This is a genomic window from Stecheria intestinalis (assembly GCF_009696165.1).
In the GTDB taxonomy this organism is placed as follows: Bacteria; Bacillota_I; Bacilli_A; order Erysipelotrichales; family Erysipelotrichaceae; genus Bulleidia; species Bulleidia intestinalis.
Genome location: NZ_VUMN01000009.1, coordinates 57,854 through 82,451, shown reverse-complemented (window position 1 = coordinate 82,451; position 24,598 = coordinate 57,854). Strand labels below are relative to the sequence as shown.

Sequence of the window (24,598 nt, the reverse complement as noted above, 5' to 3'; positions counted from 1 at the left end):
CAATAGTTAAAAGTGCATAGTGGCTTAGACATATTGAAATATGGAGAAGCCAGCGTCTTGAGACGCTGGCTAGCACAATAGGCTTATAGCCTTAGAACAAACCACCCGTTTCACGGGTGGTCATGATCTGCGGTAAAGTTCCTGAGCAAGATCAATGTATTTCTGAACTGCATCTGAGACAGGAGTCTTATATATGATCCCGTAGGTACGGTTCCATCCTTCTGAGAGCGGTATGGAAAGAAGACTGCTTATGGATTGCAGAAAGAGATTTGCGGTGATCAGAATCGTCCCGTTAGACATGCATGCATAAGCTGCTTCTACCTGATGATCGACATCGTTCCTGAGAATCAGATTGAAGGAAGGCACTCTCTATGGCTATCAGTTCTGGGTTGGCGCACATTATTGCATGGGCGGCATCCTGATCAATGAGAAGACGCAGGTGCTGGATACGGATGGAAATGTGATTCCTGGACTTTATGCAGCTGGCGAAGTTGCCGGCGGGTTCCATGGGACCTTCCGGGTAGATGGTTCAGGTCTCGGGGACAGCTTCACGTTCGGAAGACTTGCCGGAAAGACCATGGCTGAACTGATCGGCTGATCTGCAGGACTCTGCCCCAATTGGGACAGAGTTTTATTAAGGAATTAAATGAAAATGCAGTGCAAAAGAATCCGATAAAATGAATACTTTTTCAGAAATAGAAAAGAAAATGATTGACAAACGATCCCTGCTCGACTAATCTAAGTTCAAAGTTCTGAGAACAGAAGAGTATCTGCTTAGGGCCATCAGCGAGCCGGAACAGAGTGGAAGTCCGGCGGCAACCGCAGCAGAGAAGCGCATCTGGGAGAAGTTCTTCTGAACGGGAGTAGGAAGAAACGCGGTCCGGCGTTACAGGAAAGAGGTGGCTGGCTGAAGAAGCTGGCAATCAGAGTGGTACCGCGGTGCATGTCGTCTCTGGAATTGAGACGGCTTTTTTGTTTTTCAGAAAGAAAAGGCGGTGATGGAATGCAGAGTGACCGACGAATGAATTGCTTTGAATCAGTGAATCAGAAAGAGAAGAAGAGGGAAATGAATATGAAGAAAATGGTATCTGCTGCATTATCTGCACTGCTTGCGATGAGCCTGGCTGCATGCGGTTCATCCTCGTCATCATCCGCAGCTGCATCCACTGCAGCTGCAGAATCTGCTGCTGCGACTGCCGCAGCTGCTGAGGCTTCCGAAGCCCCTGCTGCTTCCGCAGAAGCGCAGAACATCATCATTGCAATGTCTCCGGATTATCCGNCGTTTGATGATCTGACTACCAGCGGTGAGCTGACCGGATTCGACTACGATATGGGCGAATGGCTGTTCACCTGGCTGAATGAGAATGGCTACAACTATACGCATGAATGGAAACAGATGAGCTTTGATACGATCATCTCCGCAATCCAGACAGATCAGGTAGATCTCGGTATTTCCGGATTCACGTATGCAGAGGACCGGAAGGTGCTCTTCTCGGATCCTTATTATGATTCTGCTCAGGTAGCACTGGTTACAGCAGACAGCCCGATTACCAGCACTGATGAACTCAAGGGTGCGAACCTCGGATGCCAGCTCGGATCGACTGGTGAGATGGTTGCTGAAGAACTTTCTCCGGATCATACCACTGCGGTGGAAGATATGGGTATCGCGGTCGAGACGCTGAAGTCCGGCGGATATGATGCAGTGATTCTCGATATCGCAGTTGCCAAGAACTATGCGGCAACCGGAAACTTCAAGATGCTGGATGATGTCCTGCTGGATGAGTCCACGCATATCATTGCCAAGGAAGGCAATACAGAACTGATGGATGCAGTCAACAAGGCACTGGCTGCGTTCTTGGCAAGTGATGATTGTGCCAAGCTGAAGGAGCAGTACGGACTGCAGTGAGTCTGGTTTAGCAAAGGAGCGAGTTCATGTCTGATATCTTTACTTCAGAGAATCTGACATTCCTGGTTCAGGGAGCAGGAGTCAGCCTGCTGCTGGCGTTAGGTTCTGTGGCAATCGGCTGTGTGATCGGCATTCTGCTGGCAGCGGCCAAGCTGTCGCATTCCAAGGTGCTTCATGTGATCGCAAATGTTTATGTGGAGCTATTTCGGGGAACCCCGATGCTGCTGCAGATCCTGTTCTTCTATCTCGGCGTGCCGGTTCTCTATCAGCGGATCACGGGAACGCGCATGAGCGCAGATCCGTATCTGGTCGGACTTCTGTCCCTGTCGTTCAACTCAGGGGCATATCAGACTGAACTGATCCGTTCCGGAATCCAGGGTGTTGACAAAGGTCAGTGGGAAGCGTGCGAGACGCTTGGCATCAGCTATGGAACCATGATGAAGGAAATCATTCTTCCGCAGGCATTCCGGCATATCATCCCGCCGCTTGTCTCAGAGTTCATCACGCTGATCAAGGACAGCTCGCTGATTTCCAATATCGGTGCACTGGAACTTCTGTACCGGGCGCAGGTGCTCGGCAAGAAGTACTATGACTATCTGGATCCGCTGATCCTGGCTGGTGTTCTGTATCTGATCATGACCGTGATCACCTCTTATTTCTCGAAGAAGCTGGAGAGGAGGCTTGCAGTCAGTGAGTAAGATCAAGGTAGAACATCTGAACAAATCGTTCGGGGAACTGAAAGCATTAAAAGATATCAATCTGGAAATCAATGATGGCGATATCGTATGCCTGATCGGACCATCCGGTTCCGGCAAGAGCACGCTCTGCCGGTGCATCCATGGACTGGAGACTCCGGAAAGCGGAACCATCTATCTGGATGGCGAAGTCATGAATCGTGCAGACAAGCAGAAATATGCTGCTCAGCGCAAGAAGATGGGCTTTGTCTTCCAGCACTTCAATTTGTTTGCGAATAAGACCGTGCTTCAGAACTGCATGCTTGCCCCGATGAGCGTGGCAGGAAAATCAGCTGCAGAAGCAGAAGCACTGGCCATGGAATATCTGAAGAAAGTCGGTCTGGAGTCCAAGCGGGATGCATATCCTTCCAAGCTCTCCGGAGGTCAGCAGCAGAGGGTTGCGATTGCCCGGGCGCTGTGCATGAATCCTGAAGTCATGCTGTTTGATGAACCGACTTCGGCTCTGGACCCGGAGATGATCAAGGAAGTGCTTGAGGTCATGAAGGACCTCGGAGCACAGGGCATGACCATGCTGGTGGTAACCCATGAGATGGGGTTTGCCCGCAAGGTCGGCAATCGTGTTGTCTTCCTGGATAACGGGGAGATTGTGGAACAGAATACGTCACAGGCATTTTTCACCCATCCGGAGTCGGAACGGGCAAAGGATTTCCTTTCGAAAGTCCTGTATGACTGAAGCTGTCTGAAGGAGATTGTATGAAGCTTCCGGATTTCAAGACGGAACAGTGGATGAATGACTACGAGAGGCAGGCTGTATGCAACATGACGGATACATGTGTTGCGCCGCTTTCCTTTTCGGAACTGATGGGATTCGACCATCATCATCTGCTGGATTCGGTCACGCTGGATTATGGCGTGATTCCCGGAGATGAACGTCTGCGGAATGAAATCCTGAAGCTTTATTCTTCTGGTACGATTGATCAGATCACGCTTGCGGATGGGTGTCTGCAGGCAAATGAGCTTGTCATGCATACGCTGCTGGAACCGGGCGATCGGGTTGTGACTTTCACGCCTTCCTACCAGCAGTTCGAGGATGTTCCGCGTTCGCTTGGCTGCGAAGTGGCAGTGCTTCCTCTTTCAGAAGCTTCCGGCTGGCAGCCGGATGGCTCAGATCTTCAGAGTGCTTTTGAAAAGCCGGTGAAGATGGTCATTCTGAATATGCCGAATAACCCGACCGGTTCTGTACTGAAACCGGAGCTCTTTTCCGAGCTCCTTTCGCTGTGCAGAAAGCATCAGACGTGGATTCTGTGCGATGAAGTGTACCGGGATCCGGAAATGCAGAGTGTCGCGGATGTCTATGAATACGGAATCTCGACATCTTCTCTTTCCAAGCTCTTTTCGCTTGCCGGACTGAGGCTCGGATGGGTCAGAGGGCCGGAGAAGCTGATTCATCTGATCAATGTGCGCCGGGATTATTCGATGATTTCCACGGGTCCGCTGGCGGATACGCTTGGCTATCTTGCATTGCTGAACCGGGATTTCCTGCTTTCCAGAAGCAGAAAGCGGATTTCTGCGTGCAAAGCAGTGGTGAAGACATGGCTGAAGAAAGAACCTAAGGCTTCGCTGGTGATGCCGGATTATGGAACGGTCAGTTTTCTGCACTATGAAGCAGATATTCCGAGCACGAAGCTGGCTCAGGACCTGCTTGAGGAAAGCGGTGTCTTTTTCGTGCCGGGAAGCTGTTTTGACTGTGAACATCATCTGAGACTGACCTTTACTGCCGATCCGCATACTGAAGAATACGGGCTCATGGTGCTGAGCGAATATCTGAATCGGAGCGGCGATTGAATCCTGCTAAGTAAGAATTCGTCCGGAATGATATAATTTTTACAAACAGAAGGGAAAAGTGATACACATGAGATGTGCGATTTTTCTTGCGGATGGATTTGAAGACTGCGAAGCATTGATTACCGTGGACATGCTGAGAAGAGGCAGCGTTCCGGCAGATATGATTTCCATTACGGATGATCTGGAAGTGCATTCCTCACATGGCGTGACGATGAAGGCAGATATGGTTCTGATGGAATTCCTTCCGGAAGATTATGATGTGCTGATTCTTCCGGGCGGAAAGGTCGGAACCAAGAATCTGGAGAACTGCCAGGTTCTTGCAAATGCTCTGAAAGCGCACTTTGAAGCAGGAAAGCTGACGTGTGCGATCTGTGCGGCGCCCTCGATCCTGGGACATCTGGGAATTCTGAAGGGCCGGCATTATACGTGTTTCCCTGGTTTTGAGGAAGCTGGCTTCGGAGGCACTTATGAGATGGAACTGGCGGTCACGGATGGCAATCTGATTACCGGCCGCGGCATGGGTGCGACGATTGAGTTTGCCCGCAGCATTCTGAAGCAGATTGCTGATGAGAATACGCTGAAGCGGGTGGAGTACGGGATGCAGTATGAGCACAGCTTCCGGACTCTGAAGAAGCCGGAGTGAGTGATCGAAGGGGAGGAAGATCTATTCTATGGAGAACATGTTCAGTAACGATTCCAGACAGTTCAAGTTCGATATTCTGGTTCAGTTATGCAAGCAGGTCTATGAGACTGGCCAGGTGGACGAGAAAGCAATCCGGGATTACGGAAAGAAGCTCGTATCAATGGATACGCCGCGAGTGCGCTGCTGTGTCTATAAGGAACGTGAAGTGCTGCGTCAGCGGATCCGTCTTGCGGAGGGCAAGATGGCAAATGACGCGGCTGAATACAATCCGAGGCAGATTGTCCAGGTGATCGATGCGGCCTGCGACGGATGCACGATCAAGAAGATCCGCGTGACGGATAACTGCCGCCGCTGCATGGCGAAGAGCTGCGTGGCTGCCTGCCATTTCGGCGCGATGCATATCGGAACGACGCGTTCTGAGATTGATTATTCCATGTGCAAGGAGTGCGGTGCCTGTGCAAGAGCCTGCCCGTATAATGCGATTGTCGTGACGGAGCGGCCGTGCTATGCGCACTGCCCGGTTCAGGCAATCAGCTGGGACAAGCATAATATCGCTGTCATCGATGAGAACAAGTGCATCAACTGCGGTCAGTGCGAAGGAGCCTGCCCATTCGGTGCTATTGAAGATATTTCCTGGGTTGTTCCGGTGGTGCAGCTGCTGAAGATGAAGACGCCATGCTATGCCATTGTGGCTCCGTCGATCCAGGGCCAGTTTGAAAATACCTCTCTTGCCCAGATCATGAAGGCCATCGAGAAGCTCGGCTTCGAGAAGTGCTATGAAGTTGCGATCGGTGCCGATGCGGTGGCAAAGTTTGAAGCAGCGGAGCTGAAGGAACATAAGGAAAAAGGTCTTCCGATGACGACTTCGTGCTGCCCGGGCTTTGTCAACATGCTGAAGATTCATTTCCCGGAGCAGTACAAGAATAACAAGAGCACGACTGTGACGCCTATGATGGCAATTGCGCGCAAGCTGAAGCAGGAACATCCGGATCATGGCATCGTATTCATCGGCCCGTGCCTGGCCAAGAAGCAGGAAGCGATGAGCGAGAATACGCCGGTCGACTATGTGCTGACGTATGAAGAGCTGGCAGCGCTCCTGATTTCCAGACAGATCAATCCTGCTGAGATTCCGGCTGAGGAGCTGAAGGATTATCCTTCCAATTACGGACGCAACTTTGCGGCGACCGGAGGTGTTGCGGCAGCAGTCGCAGAAGCCGCGAAGGAAGCCGGAGATGGTCCGTACACGACTTATCTTGCCAATGGTGCGATGGAGTGCAAGAAGCAGCTGATGCTGATCAAAGCCGGCAAGTTCCAGCAGGATATCCTGGAAGGAATGTGCTGCCCGGGCGGCTGTATTGCCGGACCGGCATGCATTTCTGATCCGATGCAGGTCAAGGGACGCATGATGAAGGAAAATATGAAGACCGATAAGAAGACAATTGCGAAATCCATGGAAATCTACGACTTCGATCAGGTCGACATGGATGTGACTCATAAATTCTGAGCTTGGAGGACAGATCAATTATGGTGAACGTGGAGATTTGCATCGGGAGTGCCTGCTATGTGAAGGGCAGCAGCCAGGTAGTCCAGACCCTGAATGAACTGATCAAGGAGAACGGCTGGGAAGATGAAGTTGCCGTCAAAGGTTCCTTCTGCATGAAGGCCTGCCAGAATCACCTCGGTCTCGGCATCCGGGTAAACGGAAAACAGCTGGAGCAGGTGACTGCTGAGAATGCGAAGGAAGTCCTGAAGAAGGAAATCACGGAAGCTCTGTCATGAGCACGGGTCACTTCATTCGTCTGGAAGAAGCGCAGTGCCATAATTGCATGCGCTGTGTGCGGGCATGTCCGACGAATGCAATGACATACATCCATCAGATGCCTGCCATCGTGGAAGAGGAATGCATCCTGTGCGGAAGATGCTACAGTGTATGTCCTCATGATGCGAAGGAAGTTCTGAGTGAACTCGGTCGCGTAAAGAAGTGGCTGAATGACGGGGAAGAAGTCATTTTAAGTGCGGCCCCGAGCTTTGCGGCAGTCTGGCCGCAGTTGAATGATCTGATCGCGCTGCTGAAGGCAAGAGGATTTTCAGAAGTGGAAGAGACGGCCCGCGGAGCTGCGCTGGTCAGCCGTGCTTATGCAAACCTGGCAGAAAAAGGAGAGATGAAGAATATCATCTCGACTGCCTGCCCGGCAATCAATAATCTGATCGAAAAAGAATACGGAGATCTGACGCAGTACATGGCTCCGGTGGTTTCACCGCTGATTGCGCATGGCCGCCTGATCCGTGAGAAACATCCGCATGCGAAGGTCATATTCCTTTCGCCATGCATTGCCAAGTATAAAGAGATCCAGGATGCTCGTTTTGCGGGTGCGGTAGATGCCTGCATCAGCATGGAAGAAGTGCTGAACTGGGTAGAGAGCAGTCTGAAGGAAGAAGAGAAGACTGCCTGGGAGAATTTCACCGGCTCGATTTCAAGATTATATCCGACGCCTGGCGGCATCATCGCTACGATGGAGAAGAGCGAGAAATATCATTACGTAAATGTGGAAGGAGTTCCGAGAATCCGCAAGGTCCTGGAAGCGATGCGGGATGGAACGCTTTCGGGTTATTTCTTTGAGGTGAGTGCCTGCGAGGGATCCTGCATCGGCGGACCTCTGCTTTCTCATTTCAAGCATAATGAATGGCTTGGCCAGAGCGTGATCCGGGACAATGTCGATGTGCAGAAGCGGATCGGTCCGGGGGAGCTGCCGTTCTCTCTGGATGCAACGTGGAAAGCGGAACATATCTACCGGCCGGTTCATACCGAAGAAGAGATCCAGGATGAGCTGATTGTGATGGGCAAGACGTCTGCGGACAAGATCCATGACTGCGGCGCGTGCGGCTATGAGACATGCCGGGCAAAGGCGATTGCGGTGCTGGATGGCAAAGCAGATCCGAAGATCTGTCTGCCGGGGGCACTGGAGAGGGCAGAGTCTCTTTCCAATGTCGTGATCGAGAATACGCCGAATGGCATCGTGGTTCTTGACAAGGATCTGAATGTGCGGGAGATGAATCCCAGTGCGAGAAAGATGCTGGATCTTGATATGGTGAATCCGACCGGAATGCCGGTATCGGCAGTGCTGCCAGATGATGCCCTGGAGCGGCTGATCCGTTCGACCGGACGCAAGACGGAATATATCCGGATCTGGTATGAGGGCTATCATAAGCTGATTGATCATGCGATTGTGAAAGTGCAGGGTCAGTCTTATACGGTTGTGATCCTGATGGATCGCACCCAGGAAGATGCCAAGGAAAAGCAGCTGCGCAACATGCGTGAAAGAACGATGGAAGTAACTTCGCAGGTAATTGATGAACAGATGCGCACCGTTCAGGAAATTGCGAGTCTGCTCGGTGAAACGACTGCGAAATCGAAGGTTGCCCTGACGAAACTGAAGCAGGCTATGGATGAAGATGAATGAGGATCTGATCTACATTGATGCCTACTGGCGCTCGCTGAATAAATACGGAGAAGAACTGTGCGGTGACCGGGTTCAGATCCGCCGGGGCGAGAAGTGTTTTGTCATGGTCTTAGCGGATGGGCTCGGAAGCGGCGTGAAGGCGAATATTCTCTCCACGCTGACCAGCACGATCATCAGCGAGATGATCGTTTCCGGCATGGCACTGGCAGATGCGGTAGAGACGATTACGGCGACACTGCCGGTGTGTCAGGAAAGAGGAATAGCCTATTCCACATTTTCGATCGTTCAGATCTTCTCTAACGGGAATACGTATATTGCAGAGTTTGACGGCCCGGATGTCGTGATCATGCGGGATGATCAGATCTACCGGATTGCCAGAGAGAAGATGGTCATGAATGGGCGTCAGATCTATGTCTCCAGCATGCATGCAGAACCGGGCGACCGGTTTGTGGTGTTCAGCGACGGCGTGCTGCATGCCGGGGTCGGCATGGCGCTGAATTTCGGCTGGGGTCAGAAAGAAGTAGAAGAATACCTGCAGGAACAGGTCAGACGGAATGATACGGCAAGCGAGACCACGAGATTATTATTAGCGAATGTGAATTATCTCTATGGCGGCAAGCCGGGAGATGATTCCACGGCGGTATGCCTGCGGGTGATTCCGCTGACTGAGACAATTGTGATGGTCGGTCCTCCTTCGCATCCGGAAGATGATGAGAAAGTGGTTCATCGGCTGCTTTCTGCAACCGGCAAGAAGGCCTGCTGCGGCGGAACGACGAGTCAGATCGTTVCAAGGGTGACTGGCAGAGCACTGACCACGGATGGTCTCATGAGCATGAAGCCGGATGTTCCCCCGAAGGGATTCATCGAAGGAATAGATCTCGTCACGGAGGGTGTTCTGACGCTGCAGAAGGTTGCCAGATATCTGGAAAAAGCGGCTGGCGATGTCAGTTTCCGGGAAGAACTGATGCTGTCGAAAGATACCGATGGCGCAACCATGCTTGCAAAGATGCTTCTTTCTGCCAGCGGCATCACTTTCATGGTAGGATTAAGTGACAATCCGGCGCATGATGCAATTGCATATTCGCCGATTTCACTGAATGCGAAGATTGCTCTGATCAAAGAGATGGCAGAGAATCTGAAGAAGGTCGGAAAAATCGTGCATATTGAGATGTACTGAATGCTATGAATGGAGAGATCAGCCCGAGAGAACTGACATGGTTCCGGAAACCGGAACTGTATATTCTGGAAGATGATCGGCTTGTCCTGGAGACACAGCCCTACACGAGCTTTCATTCGCTTTCTTATGACAGCACTGATGCCTGCGGGATGATTCTGCCCCAGATGGAGTGCTTTTCGTTCTCCACGAAGATTGACTATCAGTTCACGCATCTGGATGAAGAATGCGGACTTTTTCTGAAACGTAATAATACGCATTGGGCGAAAGCGGGAGTAGAATGCAGGAAGGAATTCCTGGATCTTTCCTGTACCGTCTATGAAGACGGGTACGGAGATCGCAGCTGCCGCCAGCTTGGAGCAGGGATCCGGTGGCTGTATCTGAGAATTCTGTACTGGAATGGCAATGTGAGGTTCCAGTACAGTTTTCACGGAGAGGTCTATTCCGACATGCGCTGGCTGCACTTTGCGGACAGTTCGGTGCCGGTTCAGGCTGGCATCTATGCATGCAGTCCGGGAGATTCCAGTTTTGACTGCACGTTTTCGAAGATGAAACTGCAGAAGATATGAATAGAAAGACAAGAGGCAAAGAATATGAGCGCAGCAGAGAAACTGATCCGTTACTGCAAAGTGGATACGCAATCTGATCCGAAGTCGGGAACACATCCTTCTTCCAGCAAGGAGTTTGCCCTGGCAGAGATCCTGGTAGAAGAACTGAAGGAACTTGGTCTGAAGGATGCAGCATGCGATGACAAGTGCTATGTATATGCACACCTGGAGTCCAACCTGGATCATGAAGCACCGGCAGTCGGATTCATTGCGCATATGGATACTGCTCCGGATTTCACCGGAACGGGTGTGAATCCGAGAATCATTGAGAATTATGATGGCGGCGATATTGCCCTGAATGAGGAAATTGTGACGAGAGTCGCGCTGTTTCCGCAGATGAAGAAGCTGAAGGGAAAGACACTGCTGGTGACCGATGGCAATACGCTGCTCGGGGCAGATGACAAGGCAGGAATCGCATGCATCATGCAGGCCCTGGAAGAGTGGCAGAAGAATCCTTCTCTGAAACACGGGAGGATCTGCGTCGCGTTCACGCCGGATGAAGAGATCGGCGAAGGACCGGAATACTTCGACTTTGAGAAGATGGGTGCAGATTTTGCATATACCATGGATGGCGATGCGGTGAATATCATGAGCGATGAAACGTTCAATGCGGCGTCTGCTGTCGTTCATTTCAGGGGCTTCTCTATTCATCCCGGGGAAGCGAAGGATCGCATGATCAATGCCGGCGAGATTGCCTGCCGGTTTGCGGCAGCGCTTCCGGCGGAGATGACGCCGGAACATACGGAAGGAAAAGAAGGATTCATCCATCTCTGCAGCATGCATGGAAATGTGGAATCTGCGGAGCTGGAATATATTCTCCGGGATCATGATGCAAAGAAGATCCAGGATAAGAAGGATCTGATGCAGAAAGTCTGCGATCTCTTCAATGCAGAATACGGAGCCGGAACGGCAGAAATCTCCTTTGCGGATCAGTACCGGAATATGAAAGAAGTTCTGGCGAAGCATCCGGAAGTATCTGAGATTGCCTGGAAGTCGATCCAGGATCTCGGACTTGTGCCGGAGAATGTGCCGATCCGCGGAGGAACCGACGGGGCACAGCTCTCATTCCACGGTCTTCCGTGTCCGAATCTCGGCAATGGCGGCGGCAATTTCCATGGCCGCTATGAATACTGCGTTCTCGAAGAACTGGATCTGGCTGCCAAGCTTGTGCAGCGGATTGCAGAACGTGCTGCCGGAAAGGAGTAATCTCAATGATCTGCACATGTACGATGAATCCATCTCTGGATTATTACATGGAGTTTGAGAAACCGGTTCAGCCGGATTCGGTGAACCGGAGCCAGCTGGAATACTATGAGGCTGGCGGCAAAGGAATCAATGTCTCGATTGTGCTGAACAATCTGCAGATTCCGACGAGGGCCTGCGGGTTTCTCGGGGGCTTCACGCGTGATTTCTATATCACGCTGCTGCAGAAGTATGAGTATATCCAGCCGAATTTCACGTATATCGATGGAAATACGAGAATCAATGTGAAGCTGACCGGGCAGGAGGATGAGACAGATCTGAATGCGGCTGGCCCGTATATCACAAGCAGCGATATGGAGAACCTGATGAAGAAGATGGAACGCCTGGATGAAGGAGATTACTTTGTCCTGGCGGGCAACTGCCCGAAGTATCTGTCTTCCGATATTCATACGATGCTGGAGAATGCGGTGAAAGACAAAGTCCGGGTCTGCCTCGATACGAATGCGGAGATTATCCGGGACGTGCTGGCAGATGGCCCGTTCCTGATCAAGCGCTCGCAGGCAGAACTGGAAGCAGAGCTCGGCAGGAAGCTGAGTCCGGAAGAGACTGCGGCGGAAGCAGAAGCGATGTGCAGGCAGGGTGCTCAGCATGTGCTGGTGTTGATGGATTCTGCAAAAGAAGCGCTGCTTGCCTGCAGCCAGGGCTTATTTGCCTGCGAAGTCGTGCACCAGGAGAAAGCGGTGAGCACGGTCGGCACAGGCGATTCCCTGACGGCTGGTTTCCTGATGAATTATCTGCGTACCGGTGATCCGCTGGATTCTTTCCGGTTCGGTGCGTGCTGCGGCAGTGCAACGGCATATTCCAAAGGTCTTGCAACCCGTGAGAAGATTGATTCGTTCTATGAGAAGACCGAGATCCGCCAGCTGAAATAAGGTTCTTTTCCTTGATGCGGAGGGTGGTTCGTGTTACCATTTCGCAGATGAGGAAGAATATGAGAAAACTGACTGGTCTGATTCTTGGGGCTTGCATGCTTGCCGGGTGCTCGTCTTCGGATGGAACTGCTGCTTCTGCATCAGCGTCTGCTTCTGCAGAGACGGTGTATCCTCAGGTGACGATCACGAGTCCGATTGAGATCACGATCAAGGATGAGAATCCTGATCTGAGCGGCTATCAGTTCTTTGAAGATCCGGATCCGGTTCTGAAGGAGATTACCTTCACAGAAGCAACCCGGCTGATTGAAGAAGGCGGAAGCGGTCTGATTCTGTACAGTGCAACCTGGTGCCCGTTCTGCCAGCGGGCGATTCCGCAGGTCAATTATGTGGCCAAGCAGATGGGTGTCACGGTTTACTATGTATGTCTGAACAATGATGCAGAACATGCGGTAAGCACCGAAGAGCTGAATGAGCTCTGCCGGAATCTGGACTGGATCGAATGGGAAAAGGATGAAGCAAACCCGGATGGAGCAGAGCTTCCGAATTTCCAGATCCCGCTGTTTCTCGGCGTGAAGAACGGAGAGATCACGGGGCATCATCTGTCCCTGGTCGACAGCTTCTCGCTTGTGGATGAGAATTCCCAGATGAATTCAGATCAGATTGCAGAGCTTAGAGGCATCTACGCACAGATTATCGAAGATACTGCTGACTGAGGATCCTGAGGGATCCTCTTTTTCTGACTGTACGGGAATTTCTGATTCCGGATTCCGGAATAAAAGAAGATAATAGATTTATGTTCGGAAGGTTCTTCAGAAAGCCGAAGAGGGTCGAGGGAAAATGCGTGGATCTGATGCTTGATCAGCATGTTGATGCCAGCAAATACAATCAGATGGTTCCTTCGGATCTGTTCGGCATCTATCTCCATGGCACGAATATCAGGGTCGGATCATGCGATCTGCGCTATGGCATGAATGAAGAGCTTTATTATGCCGGAAATATCGGATATAACGTGCTTTCCGTCTACCGGGGACATGGCTATGCATATCAGGCATGTCTGCTGCTGTTTGAGGTTGCAAAGCAGAAGGGCATGGAAGAGCTGATCATCACCTGTTCTCCGGATAATATTCCTTCCCGGAAGACGCTTGAGAAGCTGAATGGTACCCTGGAAGGAACGGTGAATGTACCCCCGGATCACTGGCTGTACCTGCGCGGGGAGACCGTGAAGAACATCTACCGGTACCGTCTGCTATAATGAATGCATTATGAAGAAACTGCTGAAGATTCTCACCAGCCGGCTGCTGGTGATTATCGCTCTGATTGCTCTGCAGATTGCTTTGCTGTTTTCGTGGCTCTGGAATACTGCAATTTATTATCAGGTCATTCCGGCAACGGAAATATTCGGTGTGATTCTGGCAATCTATGTGATCAATCAGGAAGAAGATCCTTCTTATAAGATGTCGTGGTGCGTGCTGATTCTGGTGCTGCCATTGTTCGGATGCATGCTGTATCTGCTGGTAGCGGGCAGGAAGATGCCGAAGAAGCTTTCCAATGGCACGACGCAGGCAAGCAGCCGCATGAAGAATCTCCTGGAGCAGGATGATCGTATCATGCAGGGACTGAAAGAAAAGGATCCTGCGGTTCATAATATCTTCAATTATGCATTGAGAGAGAGTCGTTTTCCGGTGTATCAGGATACAGATGCGGTCTATTTTCCAAGCGGAGAGAAATGGTTTCCGGTGTTTCTGGAAGAGCTGAAGAAGGCAAAGCACTTCATCTTCCTGGAGTATTTCATCATCGATAAGGGATCCATGTGGGATGAGACGCTGACAGTGCTGAAGCAGAAGGCTGCAGAAGGCGTGGAAGTGAAGCTGATCTATGATGATTTCGGCTGCATCACGCTTCCTCTGCATTATGACCGCATGCTGAATGAGATGGGCATTGAGACTTACCGGTTCAATACGCTGAGGCCGGCTTTATTGATTCAGATGAACAACCGTGATCATCGGAAGATCTGCGTGATTGATAATCAGGTCGGTTTCACGGGCGGGGTGAATCTCGCAGATGAATACGGAAACCGGATCCGCAGATTCGGCTACTGGCGGGATGATGCGATCATGATCCGCGGCGAGGCGGTATGGTCGATGGCAGTGATGTTTCTAGGAATGTTCAGCTATCTGAAGAAGGATACGGATACGATGGATTATGCGAGATATCATCTGCCGAATGAAGCATTCCATGGTCAGAAGGGGTATTTCCAGCCGTTCAGCGATACGCCGAAAGATGAGGCGAACGTGGGCCTGTGCATGCACCTGAATCTCGTGCAGAATGCAGAAGATTATATCGATATCAATACGCCGTATCTGATTCTGAATGATGCGATGAAGACGTCTTTGTGCCTGGCTGCGGAAAAGGGCGTGAAGGTCCGGATTCTGACTCCGCATATTCCGGATAAGAAGATGGTATTTGCAATCACGAGGCACAACTATACGGAACTGATCCGGAGGGGGATTGAGATCTATGAGTATACTCCGGGGTTCAATCATACCAAGAGCATTGTCGCGGATGATCGGATGGCGGTCGTCGGTTCGGTGAATACGGACTACCGCAGCTATTATCTGCATTTTGAGGATGGCATTCTGATCTATGATTCTCCGGAAGTGATTCAGATCCGGGAGTCGTTTGACGAAGCCTTGAAGGTTTCCCATCAGGTCACACTGGAAGAGTGCCGGAAGACGAATCTGATTGTACGCATGGTGCGGGGCGTCATGAACCTGATGGCACCATTATTCTGACTATGGCAGGGAAAAAGAGAAAACAGGTTCTGGATCGGGCTTCCAGGAAGATGATCGGCATCATCGGAGTTTTGCTGGTGATCATCATCGGACTTCTGATCTATGCGATTCAGAATCAGAGCAGAAGAGCACAGCCTGCTGCTGAAGCAGCCGCAGAGGCAGCAGAAGAACGGACGTATATGACGGTGAACCGGGAATTATCTTCTGCAAACGGGATAGAGATCACCCATGCGCATATTCCGTTTGACAGCACGAGAAGACCGGGAGAGATCCGTGAGATCCGCTATGTGATCATCCATGAGACGGACAACCGCAGTTCCGGTGCAGATGCGGCTGCGCACAGTGCGTTTCTGACCGGGGATCAGAATGATATCGTATCGTGGCATTATACAGTGGATGATCATTCGATCTATCATAACGTGCCGGATAATGAGATCTGCTGGAATGCAGGAGACGGCCGTGCGGAAGATGGCGGCAATATGCATGGCATCGGGGTTGAGATGTGCGTAAACCTGACCGATGATTATGAGCAGGTGCTGGTCAATACAGCAGCGCTGACGGCAGAGCTGCTGAAGACGTACGGGCTGACGCCTGATGATGTCCGTCTGCATGAGGATTTTATGGATAAGATCTGCCCGCATCGGCTGATCACCGAGGGCAGGGTGGAAGAATTCATGCAGATGATCCGCGACGATTACGAGATTTCGTCAGTTGAAGGTTCTGAAGCGGCAGGATAAGATACCACAGGGAGACAAAGTCTATGAGCGAGAAATACGGACTGGTACTGGAGGGCGGCGGTGTCCGCGGGGCATATACGGCGGGTGCGCTTGCCTGGCTGAATGATGAGCATATCACGTTTGATTATGGGGTCGGAATTTCCAGTGGAGCAGTTTATATGTGCTGCTACTGGGAAGGAGATAAGCATACGCCGGAGCATATGTCTACGGACTATGCGGCAGATAAAGAGAATGTCGGCATCCGGGCATTCCTGAAAGAGGGATATTATGTGGCCTACAAGCACCTGTTTGATGATGATCTGAAGGGCAAGGAACACATGACGATCCAGCCCCTGAAGGATATGCATGCCCCGATTGAAGTCGGTTCGTATGACCTGGATCAGGGAAAGACAGTATTCTTCACCCCGGATGACATGGATGACAGCCTGGAGCTGCTGAGAGGGTGCTGCGCACTGCCGATTGCGTCTGCGGTTGTGAAGGTGAATGGACATCAGCTGCTGGATGGCGGTATCACGAAGATGATTCCGATTGAGCGTTCCGTGGAGCAGGGAGTCACGAAGCATCTGATCATCACGACGAAGCCTGCCGACTATGTGCGCAAGGCTGCGCCGAAGGCGATTATCTGGCTCATGGGCAAGGTATATAAGAACTATCCTCAGATCAAGAAGGATTATTCGATCCGTCATGTGAATTACTACAAGCAGATCGATCTGATCAATCAGCTGGTCAGCGAAAACAAGGCTATCAATATCCGTCCTTCTGTCGATGTTCCGGTCAGCCGCTGGAAGGGAGACCGGGAAAACTGCCGGAAGCTCTACGATCTCGGTTATTCGGATATGGAAGCCAGAAGAGAGGAGATCTATCGGTTCCTGGATCGCGAAGATCCTAAGAAGATCACAACTCCTGCTGCAGAAGAGAAGGTTCCTGCCTGAAGCGTCTTCGGACGCTTTTTATGATTGAGCCTGTCTTGAAATGAACCGGAAAGAAAGATACTCTGCTTATGAAGCAGGAGGAAGAACATGATACGGAATGAATGTTCCTTCTATTCGAAAGTTCTCGGGGAACCGGTTAAGGTGCTGGTGCTGCTGCCGATCGGAAGCGGCTATGCAATCCGCCAGAGCAGTTCTCTGGATGAAGTCTATGCACAGAAGACTTATCCGGTTCTCTATCTGTTCCATTGTGCCAATGGCTGTGCAGAAGACTGGCTGTATCGCACGGATACGGAGGCTTATGCAGAAGAGGCTGGTATTGCCTTGGCAATTCCGGATCTTCATGACAGCTTCGGAGTGGATATGGCACATGGAGGAAAGTATGGAACGTTTCTTTCGGAAGAGCTTCCGAGGTTCCTTCATCATGTGTTTCCGATCTCTGAAGCCAGGGCAGAAACTGCAGCAGCAGGATGCTCCATGGGCGGATATACTGCTGCATATCATGGACTGATTCACCCGGAGAGGTTCTCTCTGATCGGGGTTCTTTCGGGAGCGCTGCAGGGAGATATCATTCATGCATGGCTTACTGAGAATGGCATTGCGGATGATCTGAACTGGAAGAATATCTTCGGAGAAGCTCGTACTCAGCATGAGGATACGGATGTGTTTCGGAAGATTGATCCGGACGCGGAATACAAGCCGGAGTTCCTGGTGTTCTGCGGCGAAGACGAGACTTGCAATGTGGAAATGAATCAGAGATTTCATAAGAAACTGAAAGAGGCTGGATATGAAGCCTCCTTTGCCGGCGGACATGGCGAGCATGGCTGGACGTACTGGGATGGCTGTATCCATCAGGTGATTGAGAGATTTGCAGAAAGGATCAGAGAAGATGAAGAAGATTGAGAAATACCGGTTTGACGGAAGCGGAAAGTTCCGGATTCAGGATGCGAAGACGGATGAGACTTCACTCTGCAGCGATAAGAAGAAGGCTGCAGACAAGCTGGAGAAGAATGATGCGGAAATCGATGCGCTGCAGGATAAGCTTTATGCCGAGAAGAAGGAAGGCGTGATCTTCCTGTTTCAGGCCATGGATGCCGCAGGAAAAGACGGAACCATCCGGGCGGTGCTTTCCTGTCTGAGCCCGCATGGAGTCAGAGAAGCAGCGTTCAAGTCTCCGTCTGCGACAGAGCTGGCGCATGACTATCTCTGGCGGATTGAACAGCAGGTTCCGGCCAAAGGAGAGATTGCGATCTTCAACCGGAGTCAGTATGAAGATGTACTGATCGGAAAAGTCCGGAAACTTTATGAAACGCAGGCACACGCTGATCGGATTGATACGGATCATGTGATTGAGAACCGGTACGAAGACATCAGGCATTTTGAAACCTATCTGTATCATAACAGCGTGCGGACGGTGAAGATCTTTCTGAATGTTTCCCGAGAAGAGCAGGCAAGAAGATTCCTGGATCGCATTGAAGAGCCGGAGAAGAACTGGAAGTTCTCAGAGTCTGACTGGAATGAGCGGAAGTACTGGGATGAGTACATGTCTGCCTTTGAAGATGCGATCAATCATACGGCAACGAAAGAATGCCCGTGGTATGTCGTGCCGGCAGATCATAAGTGGTATATGCGCTATGTGGTCAGCGAGATCATCCTTTCTGTGCTGAAGGATATGGATCCTCATTATCCGAAGGTGACGGCAGATCGTCTGTCGCAGTTTGCCCAGCTGAAGCAGGAGATTGAAGCAGAGCTTCCTGAAAAAGACAGATGAGGAATCAGCTGTTTCTGCAGGGGTTTGAGTGGTATCTGCCGGAAGACGGAAAGCACTGGGAACGGCTGAGAAAACAGATTCCGTTCTTTCAGAAGATCGGAGTAACCGGCATCTGGCTGCCGCCTGCTTATAAAGCATGGAATGGCATGCATAATGTTGGCTACGGAACGTATGATCTGTATGATCTCGGAGAGTTTGATCAGAAGGGCAGCATCCCTACCAAGTACGGGACAAAAGAGGAGTATCTGAAGCTGCTTCATGCATTGAAGGAAGCAGGAATATGTTCCTTTGCGGATATCGTATTCAATCAGAAGTGCGGCGCAGATGAACAGGAGACTGTCATGGCCGCGCCATGCAGCTCCAGCGACCGGCTGGAAGAAACCGGAGGATATGCACCACATCAGTTCTGGACGAAGTTTCTGTTCCAGGGAAGGAAAGGCAGATATTCTGACTTTCAGTGGGATTCGTCCTGTTTTGACGGGGCAGAAGATCAGGGCACGATCTATCAGTTCCAGGGGCATACCTGGGATCCGGATGTGAGCAGCGAGAACGGGAACTATGATTATCTGCTCGGAGATGATCTGGATTTCGATCAGGAGAAGGTCTGCCATGAACTGGAACAATGGGGTGCCTGGTATATGAAGCTGACGGATTGCGACGGGGTCAGACTGGATGCCCTGAAACATATCAACGGACAGTATTTTCAGCGCTGGCTGGACTTTGCCGAAGCAGAAACCGGGAAAAAGCTGCAGGCGATCGGAGAATACTGGAGTGCAGATCTGAAGGCGCTTCAGGATTACTATGATCTGAATGATCATAGAATCCATCTGTTCGATGTGCCTCTTCATTTCCATTTTGTCAATGCGTCCCAGGGCGGCGGATACTACGATATGCGCAATCTTCTGTCTGATACCATGATGTCTTCTGCTCCGGAAGGAGCTGTGACATTCGTGGATAATCATGATACGCAGCCAGGACAGTCCTTGCAGTCCTATGTGATGAGCTGGTTCCGGGAGATTGCTTATGCAGTAATCCTGTTCCGGGAAGAAGGAACGCCATGTGTTTTCTATGGAGACCTGTACGGAATCCCGCATGATCAGATTGCTCCGATGGAGCATCTTCCGAAGATGATGAAACTCCGGAATGATGCAGCCTATGGTCCTCAGCATGACTATCTGGATGATCCGGACCGGATCGGCTGGACCAGAGAAGGCGATGCAGAACATCCGGCTGGACTGGCAGTTCTTCTCAGCGACGGACCGGGCGGTGAGAAGACGATGTATCTCGGGACTCAGCATGCCGGCATGGTCTATGAGGATCTGCTTGAAAGAAATGCGCCGGTGATGATCGATCAGAATGGCAATGGAACGTTTGACGTGCAGGGCGGGAGCGCTGCCATCTATACGCTCAGAAAAACATGTGCAGGAACGAAGAAACCGCGGGAATGACGGTTTCTTTTCTCATGTAATGCAATCATGATGGATTATTCGGCAGGATCAATGTCATAGACGGATGTGATCTTACAAGGGCAGGACAGGTGCCGTAAGCTTCGCAATCGTTAAAAGCCTTGGTGATCAGGCATAGCATGGCATCATTGGCTAAGGAAATGGTCTGTGTGCCAAGCAGCACGGCTTCCGGGATGTCCTCAGGAGTGAATTCAGTATCGGGTTCATATGCCCTGGCTGATTAAGGAGCGATGGAGGCTGCCGCAGACACTCTAGCAGCAGAGTGATCAAATAAAGTGTCCTTGAAAATGTCCGCATTTCCATCCAGATCTTCATAAATTGTGAGGATATAAAGCTCGGGCTGCCCATCCATAGCTGGCGTCTGTTCCATGCAGAGAATCGAGTAATTCATTCCTGAAACTACGTGCTGGGCAAGCGGCACGATCGGACTGTATGAGATTCCGGTCTTGCCGTCCAGTGCTTTGCCAAACGCCTTCTGTGTCTCGTCTGGAGGCTCTCTAAGCCTATTTCTACATAAGAGGCGTTCTTCTGCAATCCCGGGATAGAGAAATTCCATGCGGGTGTGTTAAAGTGATTCATATGCTGGAAATTATTTACAGGGGAGCAGTATTATTTCTGATTTATGCGTTCGGAGGCTGGTGCGGAGAAGTATTGTACAATGCGGCAGTCCGGGGAAAGATCATCAATTGCGGAATGCTGAATGGACCGGTATGTCCGATTTACGGATTCGGAGGTCTGGCGGTGACATATCTGACCAGTCAGGTCCCTTCCGGAGTCCAGGTTCCGGTGTGGGTGGTATTTCTGTTCGGAGCGGCCGCTGGCGATCTGATTGAGCTGGCTGGCGGAATGATCCTGGAGAAAGCGTTTCATGTGAAGTGGTGGGACTACAGCCATAAGCCATTTAATTTCAGAGGTTATATCTGCCTTGAATTCACGGTGATCTGGGGCTTTGCGGCAGTCCTGCTGATTGAAGTGATTCAGCCGCTGCTGTCTGCAGTTTCTTTTACAAGGCATAGTTCGACCCTCGGATGGGTGTTTCTGATCATTGCCTATACAGGACTGCTCACAGACCTGTATGTGACGAATCGTTCTGCGCATGCTCTGGATCAGGATCTGGAACATCTGGATCAGATAAGAAAGCGGCTGAGAAGCATCTCGGATCCGATGTCGCAGCGGCTTGGCAGGCAGGCGCTTGAAACCACACAGCGCGTGCAGGAATCGCGCGTTCAGGCAGAGCTTGCAAGGGCAGAATTCCGGGATCAGAGAGAACTGGAGCAGAAATATGCAGAACTGAGACAGAAGCTGTATGGCGGAAAAGGCCATGGCGAAAGCCGTCTGGTCCGCGTGTTCCCGGATATGAAACATCGCCATTATGGTTCGCTGAAAGATCGAGAGAAAGAAGAACGATGAGGAGAAAAAAGAAAACATCCGGGTTTCTGAATGTTTTCTGAAGAGATTCAATTAGAGGACGGGCTGGCAGAACTATCTGCAGAAGGAGAAGCAGAAGCTGCAGATAGTTCTGCAGATTGTCCGAGATAATATACCTTGTAGCTGGCAGCGTTCAGCACTGCATCAGATGGTTTATTGTCTGCACTTTCCCATGGCGCCAGATACAGCATCCAGAATTCATCATAGGTCAGCTGGGAGTTATAGACTGCCTGGGCAATTTCGATTCCGACATAGCGGTAATGCCATGATTCGAATTCGTATCCGGTGATTGACTCTTTGCCCTGCGGATAGCGGAGAATCCATCCGTAGTCCTGGGAGTTCGTGCTGGTCCACTGATAGGCAGCAGTATCCTTGAATTCGAGGCCTTCATCATCTCCGGTCGCGGCTAAGTCAACAGTCAGGCCGGTCTGATGTTCAGAGAAGCCAGGTCTTGCGCTCAGCGCATCAGCACCGTCTTCCCCATAGGCAAGGACATAATTATTATAGACGTTTTCCTGGGATTCAAAGGAACGGTAGGCACTGCTTGCGTAGAAATAGACATTCACTGCCCGGCCGGCATCTCCCCATGCCTGCATGGCTGAGGCTGCTTCTGCCGCAAGCTGCTGTCCGGAGGCGGCATAGTAGCTTGAAAGCTCGGTCAGACCTGCTGGCGAATAAGACTGGTCGAGATAATAGGTCTTGCTGACCAGCATCGTGACGCTGGAGCTGTCGGCTGCTTTCGTGTTGCCATATGGGGTGTAATAGGTTCCGCTCAGCACGAAGTTCGTGCGGGAATTCGTGTCGCGGTGGCTGATGACGTCATCAATATAATTCGTTTCGATGGGCTGGTAGTCGAAGACTAAGAGAGGCGTGATTTCCCACCATTCCAGATCCTTGAAAAGGTTCTGAATCTGATCGGCTTCATAGCCCTTATCTCTGAGGCGGCGGGCGATCAGAAAGTCTCTGGCATCGAGGCCGCGGTCAGCAGAGACCACCGTGTAAAGATCCAGATAGTCGGTATTCAGGGTTCCATCGAGAATGGAACTCTGCAGATAGTCACTGTAATACTGATTCTCCAGCAGCGTATCAGCGAGATTGTCTTTCCGGATTGCAGTGATCGCTTCTTTGCTGTAGCCAAGCTTCTTCAAGGCATTGGACTGGCGGATGCGCGGTACATAAATCATGAGAAGCACAGCAGCAATGCCAGCCAGTACAAACCAGATTTCCTTGCGCAGGTGACGGCGGACGCGTTTCTTCTTTTTTACCGGAGCTTTGCGGACAGCAGCAGGTTTCCTGGAAGAAGTGCTGGTCTGACCGGGAATGACCAGGCGGTATCTTCTGCGCTTTTTCTTTTTTCTTTCAGGGTTTCGTTTCACAGACATGCTTCACCTCGAACAGATTCCAGGGAGCACTCTCCGGAGGGAACGAAGTGACCCGCACCGGCTCCCTGGTAATCGGGTGCGGGAATACGAGATCATATGCCCATAGGGCGATCTGGCCGCGCTTGGCGCGGGAATTGTAGCGCTGATCATTGACCAGAGGCAGATTTCTGGAAGAAAACTGCACCCGGATCTGGTGGCTGCGTCCGGTTTCAAGATGGACGCGGACCAGAGTTCTGCCTTCTTTTTCAGCAAGTACTTCATAGTGAAGAATGCACTTCTTGCCATGGGCAGGATCGCTGACTCTGACCATGTTGGTACGGGAATCTTTTTCCAGGTAATCAGTCAGGGTTCCCTGTTTCTCTTTCGGGGTTCCGTCCAGAATGGCTAGGTAGGTTTTCTGAAATTCCTTCTTCCGGATGCTGTCGCTGAGACGGGAGGCTGCTTTGGAAGTGCGGGCAAATACCATTGTTCCGCCAGTCGGCCGGTCCAGTCGATGGACGAGGCCGAGATAGACATTGCCTGGCTTGTGATACTTTGCCTTGATATAGTCCTTGCACATCGTAAGCAGATCCATGTCGCCGCTTGCGTCTGCCTGGACGGGAACGTTTACTGGTTTCTCGACGCAGAGCAGGTGGTTGTCTTCATACAGGACCTTAATCATTGCGCTGCCATCTTCCGTATATGCCGCAGGGCAGATTCAGATCCCGGTTTTTCATCGGAATCGCGACTTCTCCGGCAGTGACGGCGCCATCCGGATGTTCTGGAAGAATCATCGTCTTCATGAGGTCTTCCAGAACAATGCTTGAGAATCCTGCAGTATAGCTGTTGATCAGGAAGAACAGCGCATGAGGATCGAGAACGTCCAGGCAGGCCTGAATCAGACCGGAGATTTCTTTTTCGAATTTCCACATTTCCCCATTCGGGCCTCTTCCGTAAGAAGGAGGATCCATCAGGATGCCATGATAGGTATGTCCTCTGCGCTTTTCCCGTTCGACGAACTTCATGACATCGTCGACGATGAAGCGGATCGTATGATCCTGCAGATTGCAGAGGTCCCGGTTTTCCTTGGCCCACTGCACCATGCCCTTGGCCGCATCCACATGGACAACTTCGGCAGCACCGGCTGCCGAACAAGCCATGGTTGCACCGCCGGTATAAGCAAAGAGATTCAGAATTCTGAGGTTCTCATCAGAATGTGCCCGGATCAGATCGCTCATCCAGTCCCAGTTGACTGCCTGTTCCGGAAACAGGCCGGTGTGCTTGAATCCGGTCGGAGATACTTTGAAGGTGAGGTTCTTATAAGAAACGGTCCAGGATTCCGGAAGCTTCTTACGGTATTCCCACTGGCCTCCGCCTTTGCTGGAACGATGATAGACTGCATCAGCATGGTTCCAGAGAGGCTCTTCCGGATCATTGGGCCAGATAGCCTGAGGGTCCGGACGGCGCAGGGTGATGCCTTTCCACTGCTCCAGTTTCTCACCATTTCCTGCGTCCAGAAGGACGTAATCTTTCCATTGATCTGCTCGTAATAGTGCGCTCATGTTTTTCCCTTTCGGCCATTATATCATGCGGGGAGTCCGGCAGGACTGATGGTATAATCATACTCATGAGAAAAGCGGAAGAAAA

At 51.2% G+C, this 24,598-nt stretch carries 26 protein-coding genes and 1 other annotated feature; of the genes, 22 read left to right on the top strand and 4 right to left on the bottom strand.

Annotation, left to right across the window (positions count from 1 at the left end; genetic code table 11):
* Window positions 1-352: 352 nt before the first annotated feature.
* From FYJ51_RS05455 to FYJ51_RS05355, 21 genes are all read left to right on the top strand, one after another.
* Window positions 353-598, top strand: a complete 246-nt coding sequence (locus tag FYJ51_RS05455; RefSeq protein ID WP_205946204.1) for an FAD-binding protein — start codon at window positions 353-355, stop codon at window positions 596-598.
* Window positions 599-745: 147 nt separating this feature from the next.
* Window positions 746-957, top strand: a binding site (T-box leader).
* Window positions 944-1,906 (top strand): transporter substrate-binding domain-containing protein, encoded by a 963-nt coding sequence (locus tag FYJ51_RS05450; protein ID WP_456243038.1) that lies wholly within the window; start codon window positions 944-946, stop codon window positions 1,904-1,906. It overlaps the preceding feature by 14 nt.
* Window positions 1,907-1,932: 26 nt before the next feature.
* Window positions 1,933-2,604 carry an amino acid ABC transporter permease gene (locus tag FYJ51_RS05445; RefSeq protein WP_105302857.1) on the top strand — a complete coding sequence of 224 codons (672 nt, stop codon included), beginning with the start codon at window positions 1,933-1,935 and terminating at the stop codon, window positions 2,602-2,604.
* Window positions 2,597-3,334, top strand: a complete 738-nt coding sequence (locus FYJ51_RS05440) for an amino acid ABC transporter ATP-binding protein (RefSeq protein ID WP_239928522.1) — start codon at window positions 2,597-2,599, stop codon at window positions 3,332-3,334. The genes FYJ51_RS05445 and FYJ51_RS05440 overlap by 8 nt, the downstream gene beginning before the upstream one ends.
* 20 nt (window positions 3,335-3,354) lie before the next feature.
* Window positions 3,355-4,446 (top strand): aminotransferase class I/II-fold pyridoxal phosphate-dependent enzyme, encoded by a 1,092-nt coding sequence (locus FYJ51_RS05435; RefSeq protein WP_154504048.1) that lies wholly within the window; start codon window positions 3,355-3,357, stop codon window positions 4,444-4,446.
* 67 nt (window positions 4,447-4,513) lie between these two features.
* The gene (locus tag FYJ51_RS05430) at window positions 4,514-5,089 is read left to right on the top strand and encodes a DJ-1 family glyoxalase III (protein WP_154504047.1); all 576 of its coding nucleotides are present in this window, start codon (window positions 4,514-4,516) and stop codon (window positions 5,087-5,089) included.
* 28 nt (window positions 5,090-5,117) lie between these two features.
* The gene (locus tag FYJ51_RS05425; protein WP_105302860.1) at window positions 5,118-6,593 is read left to right on the top strand and encodes a monomeric [FeFe] hydrogenase; all 1,476 of its coding nucleotides are present in this window, start codon (window positions 5,118-5,120) and stop codon (window positions 6,591-6,593) included.
* Window positions 6,594-6,613: 20 nt separating this feature from the next.
* Entirely contained in the window at window positions 6,614-6,868 is a 255-nt protein-coding gene (locus tag FYJ51_RS05420; protein WP_105302861.1) for a (2Fe-2S) ferredoxin domain-containing protein, read from the top strand.
* Window positions 6,865-8,550: a [Fe-Fe] hydrogenase large subunit C-terminal domain-containing protein gene (locus FYJ51_RS05415; protein ID WP_105302862.1), complete on the top strand. Its 1,686-nt coding sequence runs from the start codon at window positions 6,865-6,867 to the stop codon at window positions 8,548-8,550. The genes FYJ51_RS05420 and FYJ51_RS05415 overlap by 4 nt, the downstream gene beginning before the upstream one ends.
* Window positions 8,537-9,727 (top strand): SpoIIE family protein phosphatase, encoded by a 1,191-nt coding sequence (locus FYJ51_RS05410; RefSeq protein ID WP_154504046.1) that lies wholly within the window; start codon window positions 8,537-8,539, stop codon window positions 9,725-9,727. Before FYJ51_RS05415 ends, FYJ51_RS05410 begins: the two co-directional genes overlap by 14 nt.
* A 5-nt stretch (window positions 9,728-9,732) precedes the next feature.
* Window positions 9,733-10,293 (top strand): DUF1349 domain-containing protein, encoded by a 561-nt coding sequence (locus FYJ51_RS05405; RefSeq protein WP_154504045.1) that lies wholly within the window; start codon window positions 9,733-9,735, stop codon window positions 10,291-10,293.
* 24 nt (window positions 10,294-10,317) lie between these two features.
* On the top strand, window positions 10,318-11,538 hold the full coding sequence (gene pepT / locus FYJ51_RS05400; protein WP_154504044.1) for a peptidase T: 1,221 nt from the start codon (window positions 10,318-10,320) through the stop codon (window positions 11,536-11,538).
* 5 nt (window positions 11,539-11,543) lie between these two features.
* Window positions 11,544-12,467 (top strand): 1-phosphofructokinase family hexose kinase, encoded by a 924-nt coding sequence (locus FYJ51_RS05395; RefSeq protein ID WP_105302866.1) that lies wholly within the window; start codon window positions 11,544-11,546, stop codon window positions 12,465-12,467.
* Between the two features lie 59 nt (window positions 12,468-12,526).
* Window positions 12,527-13,180, top strand: coding sequence for a TlpA family protein disulfide reductase (locus tag FYJ51_RS05390; RefSeq protein ID WP_154504043.1), 654 nt, complete (start codon window positions 12,527-12,529; stop codon window positions 13,178-13,180).
* A gap of 80 nt (window positions 13,181-13,260) precedes the next feature.
* Window positions 13,261-13,719 carry a GNAT family N-acetyltransferase gene (locus FYJ51_RS05385; protein WP_105302868.1) on the top strand — a complete coding sequence of 153 codons (459 nt, stop codon included), beginning with the start codon at window positions 13,261-13,263 and terminating at the stop codon, window positions 13,717-13,719.
* 10 nt (window positions 13,720-13,729) lie between these two features.
* Window positions 13,730-15,259 (top strand): cardiolipin synthase, encoded by a 1,530-nt coding sequence (cls, locus tag FYJ51_RS05380; protein ID WP_154504042.1) that lies wholly within the window; start codon window positions 13,730-13,732, stop codon window positions 15,257-15,259.
* Window positions 15,190-15,996, top strand: coding sequence for a peptidoglycan recognition protein family protein (locus FYJ51_RS05375; protein WP_154504041.1), 807 nt, complete (start codon window positions 15,190-15,192; stop codon window positions 15,994-15,996). The genes cls and FYJ51_RS05375 overlap by 70 nt, the downstream gene beginning before the upstream one ends.
* A gap of 23 nt (window positions 15,997-16,019) precedes the next feature.
* Window positions 16,020-16,928, top strand: coding sequence for a patatin-like phospholipase family protein (locus FYJ51_RS05370; RefSeq protein ID WP_154504039.1), 909 nt, complete (start codon window positions 16,020-16,022; stop codon window positions 16,926-16,928).
* An 87-nt stretch (window positions 16,929-17,015) separates the two neighbouring features.
* A complete protein-coding gene (locus FYJ51_RS05365) occupies window positions 17,016-17,828 on the top strand; it encodes an alpha/beta hydrolase (protein WP_154504037.1) in 813 nt (270 codons plus the stop codon).
* A complete protein-coding gene (locus tag FYJ51_RS05360) occupies window positions 17,815-18,696 on the top strand; it encodes a PPK2 family polyphosphate kinase (protein ID WP_105302873.1) in 882 nt (293 codons plus the stop codon). Before FYJ51_RS05365 ends, FYJ51_RS05360 begins: the two co-directional genes overlap by 14 nt.
* Window positions 18,693-20,144: an alpha-amylase gene (locus FYJ51_RS05355; protein ID WP_154504035.1), complete on the top strand. Its 1,452-nt coding sequence runs from the start codon at window positions 18,693-18,695 to the stop codon at window positions 20,142-20,144. Before FYJ51_RS05360 ends, FYJ51_RS05355 begins: the two co-directional genes overlap by 4 nt.
* Before the next feature lie 238 nt (window positions 20,145-20,382).
* Here the strand turns inward: FYJ51_RS05355 and FYJ51_RS05350 are convergent, their stop codons facing one another.
* Window positions 20,383-20,718: a hypothetical protein gene (locus tag FYJ51_RS05350; protein ID WP_154504033.1), complete on the bottom strand. Its 336-nt coding sequence runs from the start codon at window positions 20,716-20,718 to the stop codon at window positions 20,383-20,385.
* A 23-nt stretch (window positions 20,719-20,741) separates the two neighbouring features.
* On the opposite strand from FYJ51_RS05350, the gene FYJ51_RS05345 reads away from it, so the two are divergent.
* Window positions 20,742-21,572: a putative ABC transporter permease gene (locus FYJ51_RS05345; RefSeq protein WP_154504031.1), complete on the top strand. Its 831-nt coding sequence runs from the start codon at window positions 20,742-20,744 to the stop codon at window positions 21,570-21,572.
* A gap of 47 nt (window positions 21,573-21,619) precedes the next feature.
* Here FYJ51_RS05345 and FYJ51_RS05340 read toward each other — a convergent pair whose 3' ends face one another.
* From FYJ51_RS05340 to FYJ51_RS05330, 3 genes are read right to left on the bottom strand one after another with little or no spacing between them, the layout of a single operon-like run.
* A complete protein-coding gene (locus tag FYJ51_RS05340) occupies window positions 21,620-22,972 on the bottom strand; it encodes a M15 family metallopeptidase (RefSeq protein ID WP_154504029.1) in 1,353 nt (450 codons plus the stop codon).
* Complete coding sequence (locus FYJ51_RS05335; protein WP_105302878.1) at window positions 22,950-23,633, bottom strand: RluA family pseudouridine synthase; 684 nt, start codon at window positions 23,631-23,633, stop codon at window positions 22,950-22,952. The genes FYJ51_RS05340 and FYJ51_RS05335 overlap by 23 nt, the downstream gene beginning before the upstream one ends.
* Window positions 23,626-24,513: a class I SAM-dependent methyltransferase gene (locus FYJ51_RS05330; protein ID WP_105302879.1), complete on the bottom strand. Its 888-nt coding sequence runs from the start codon at window positions 24,511-24,513 to the stop codon at window positions 23,626-23,628. Before FYJ51_RS05330 ends, FYJ51_RS05335 begins: the two co-directional genes overlap by 8 nt.
* Between the last annotated feature and the right edge of the window lie 85 nt (window positions 24,514-24,598).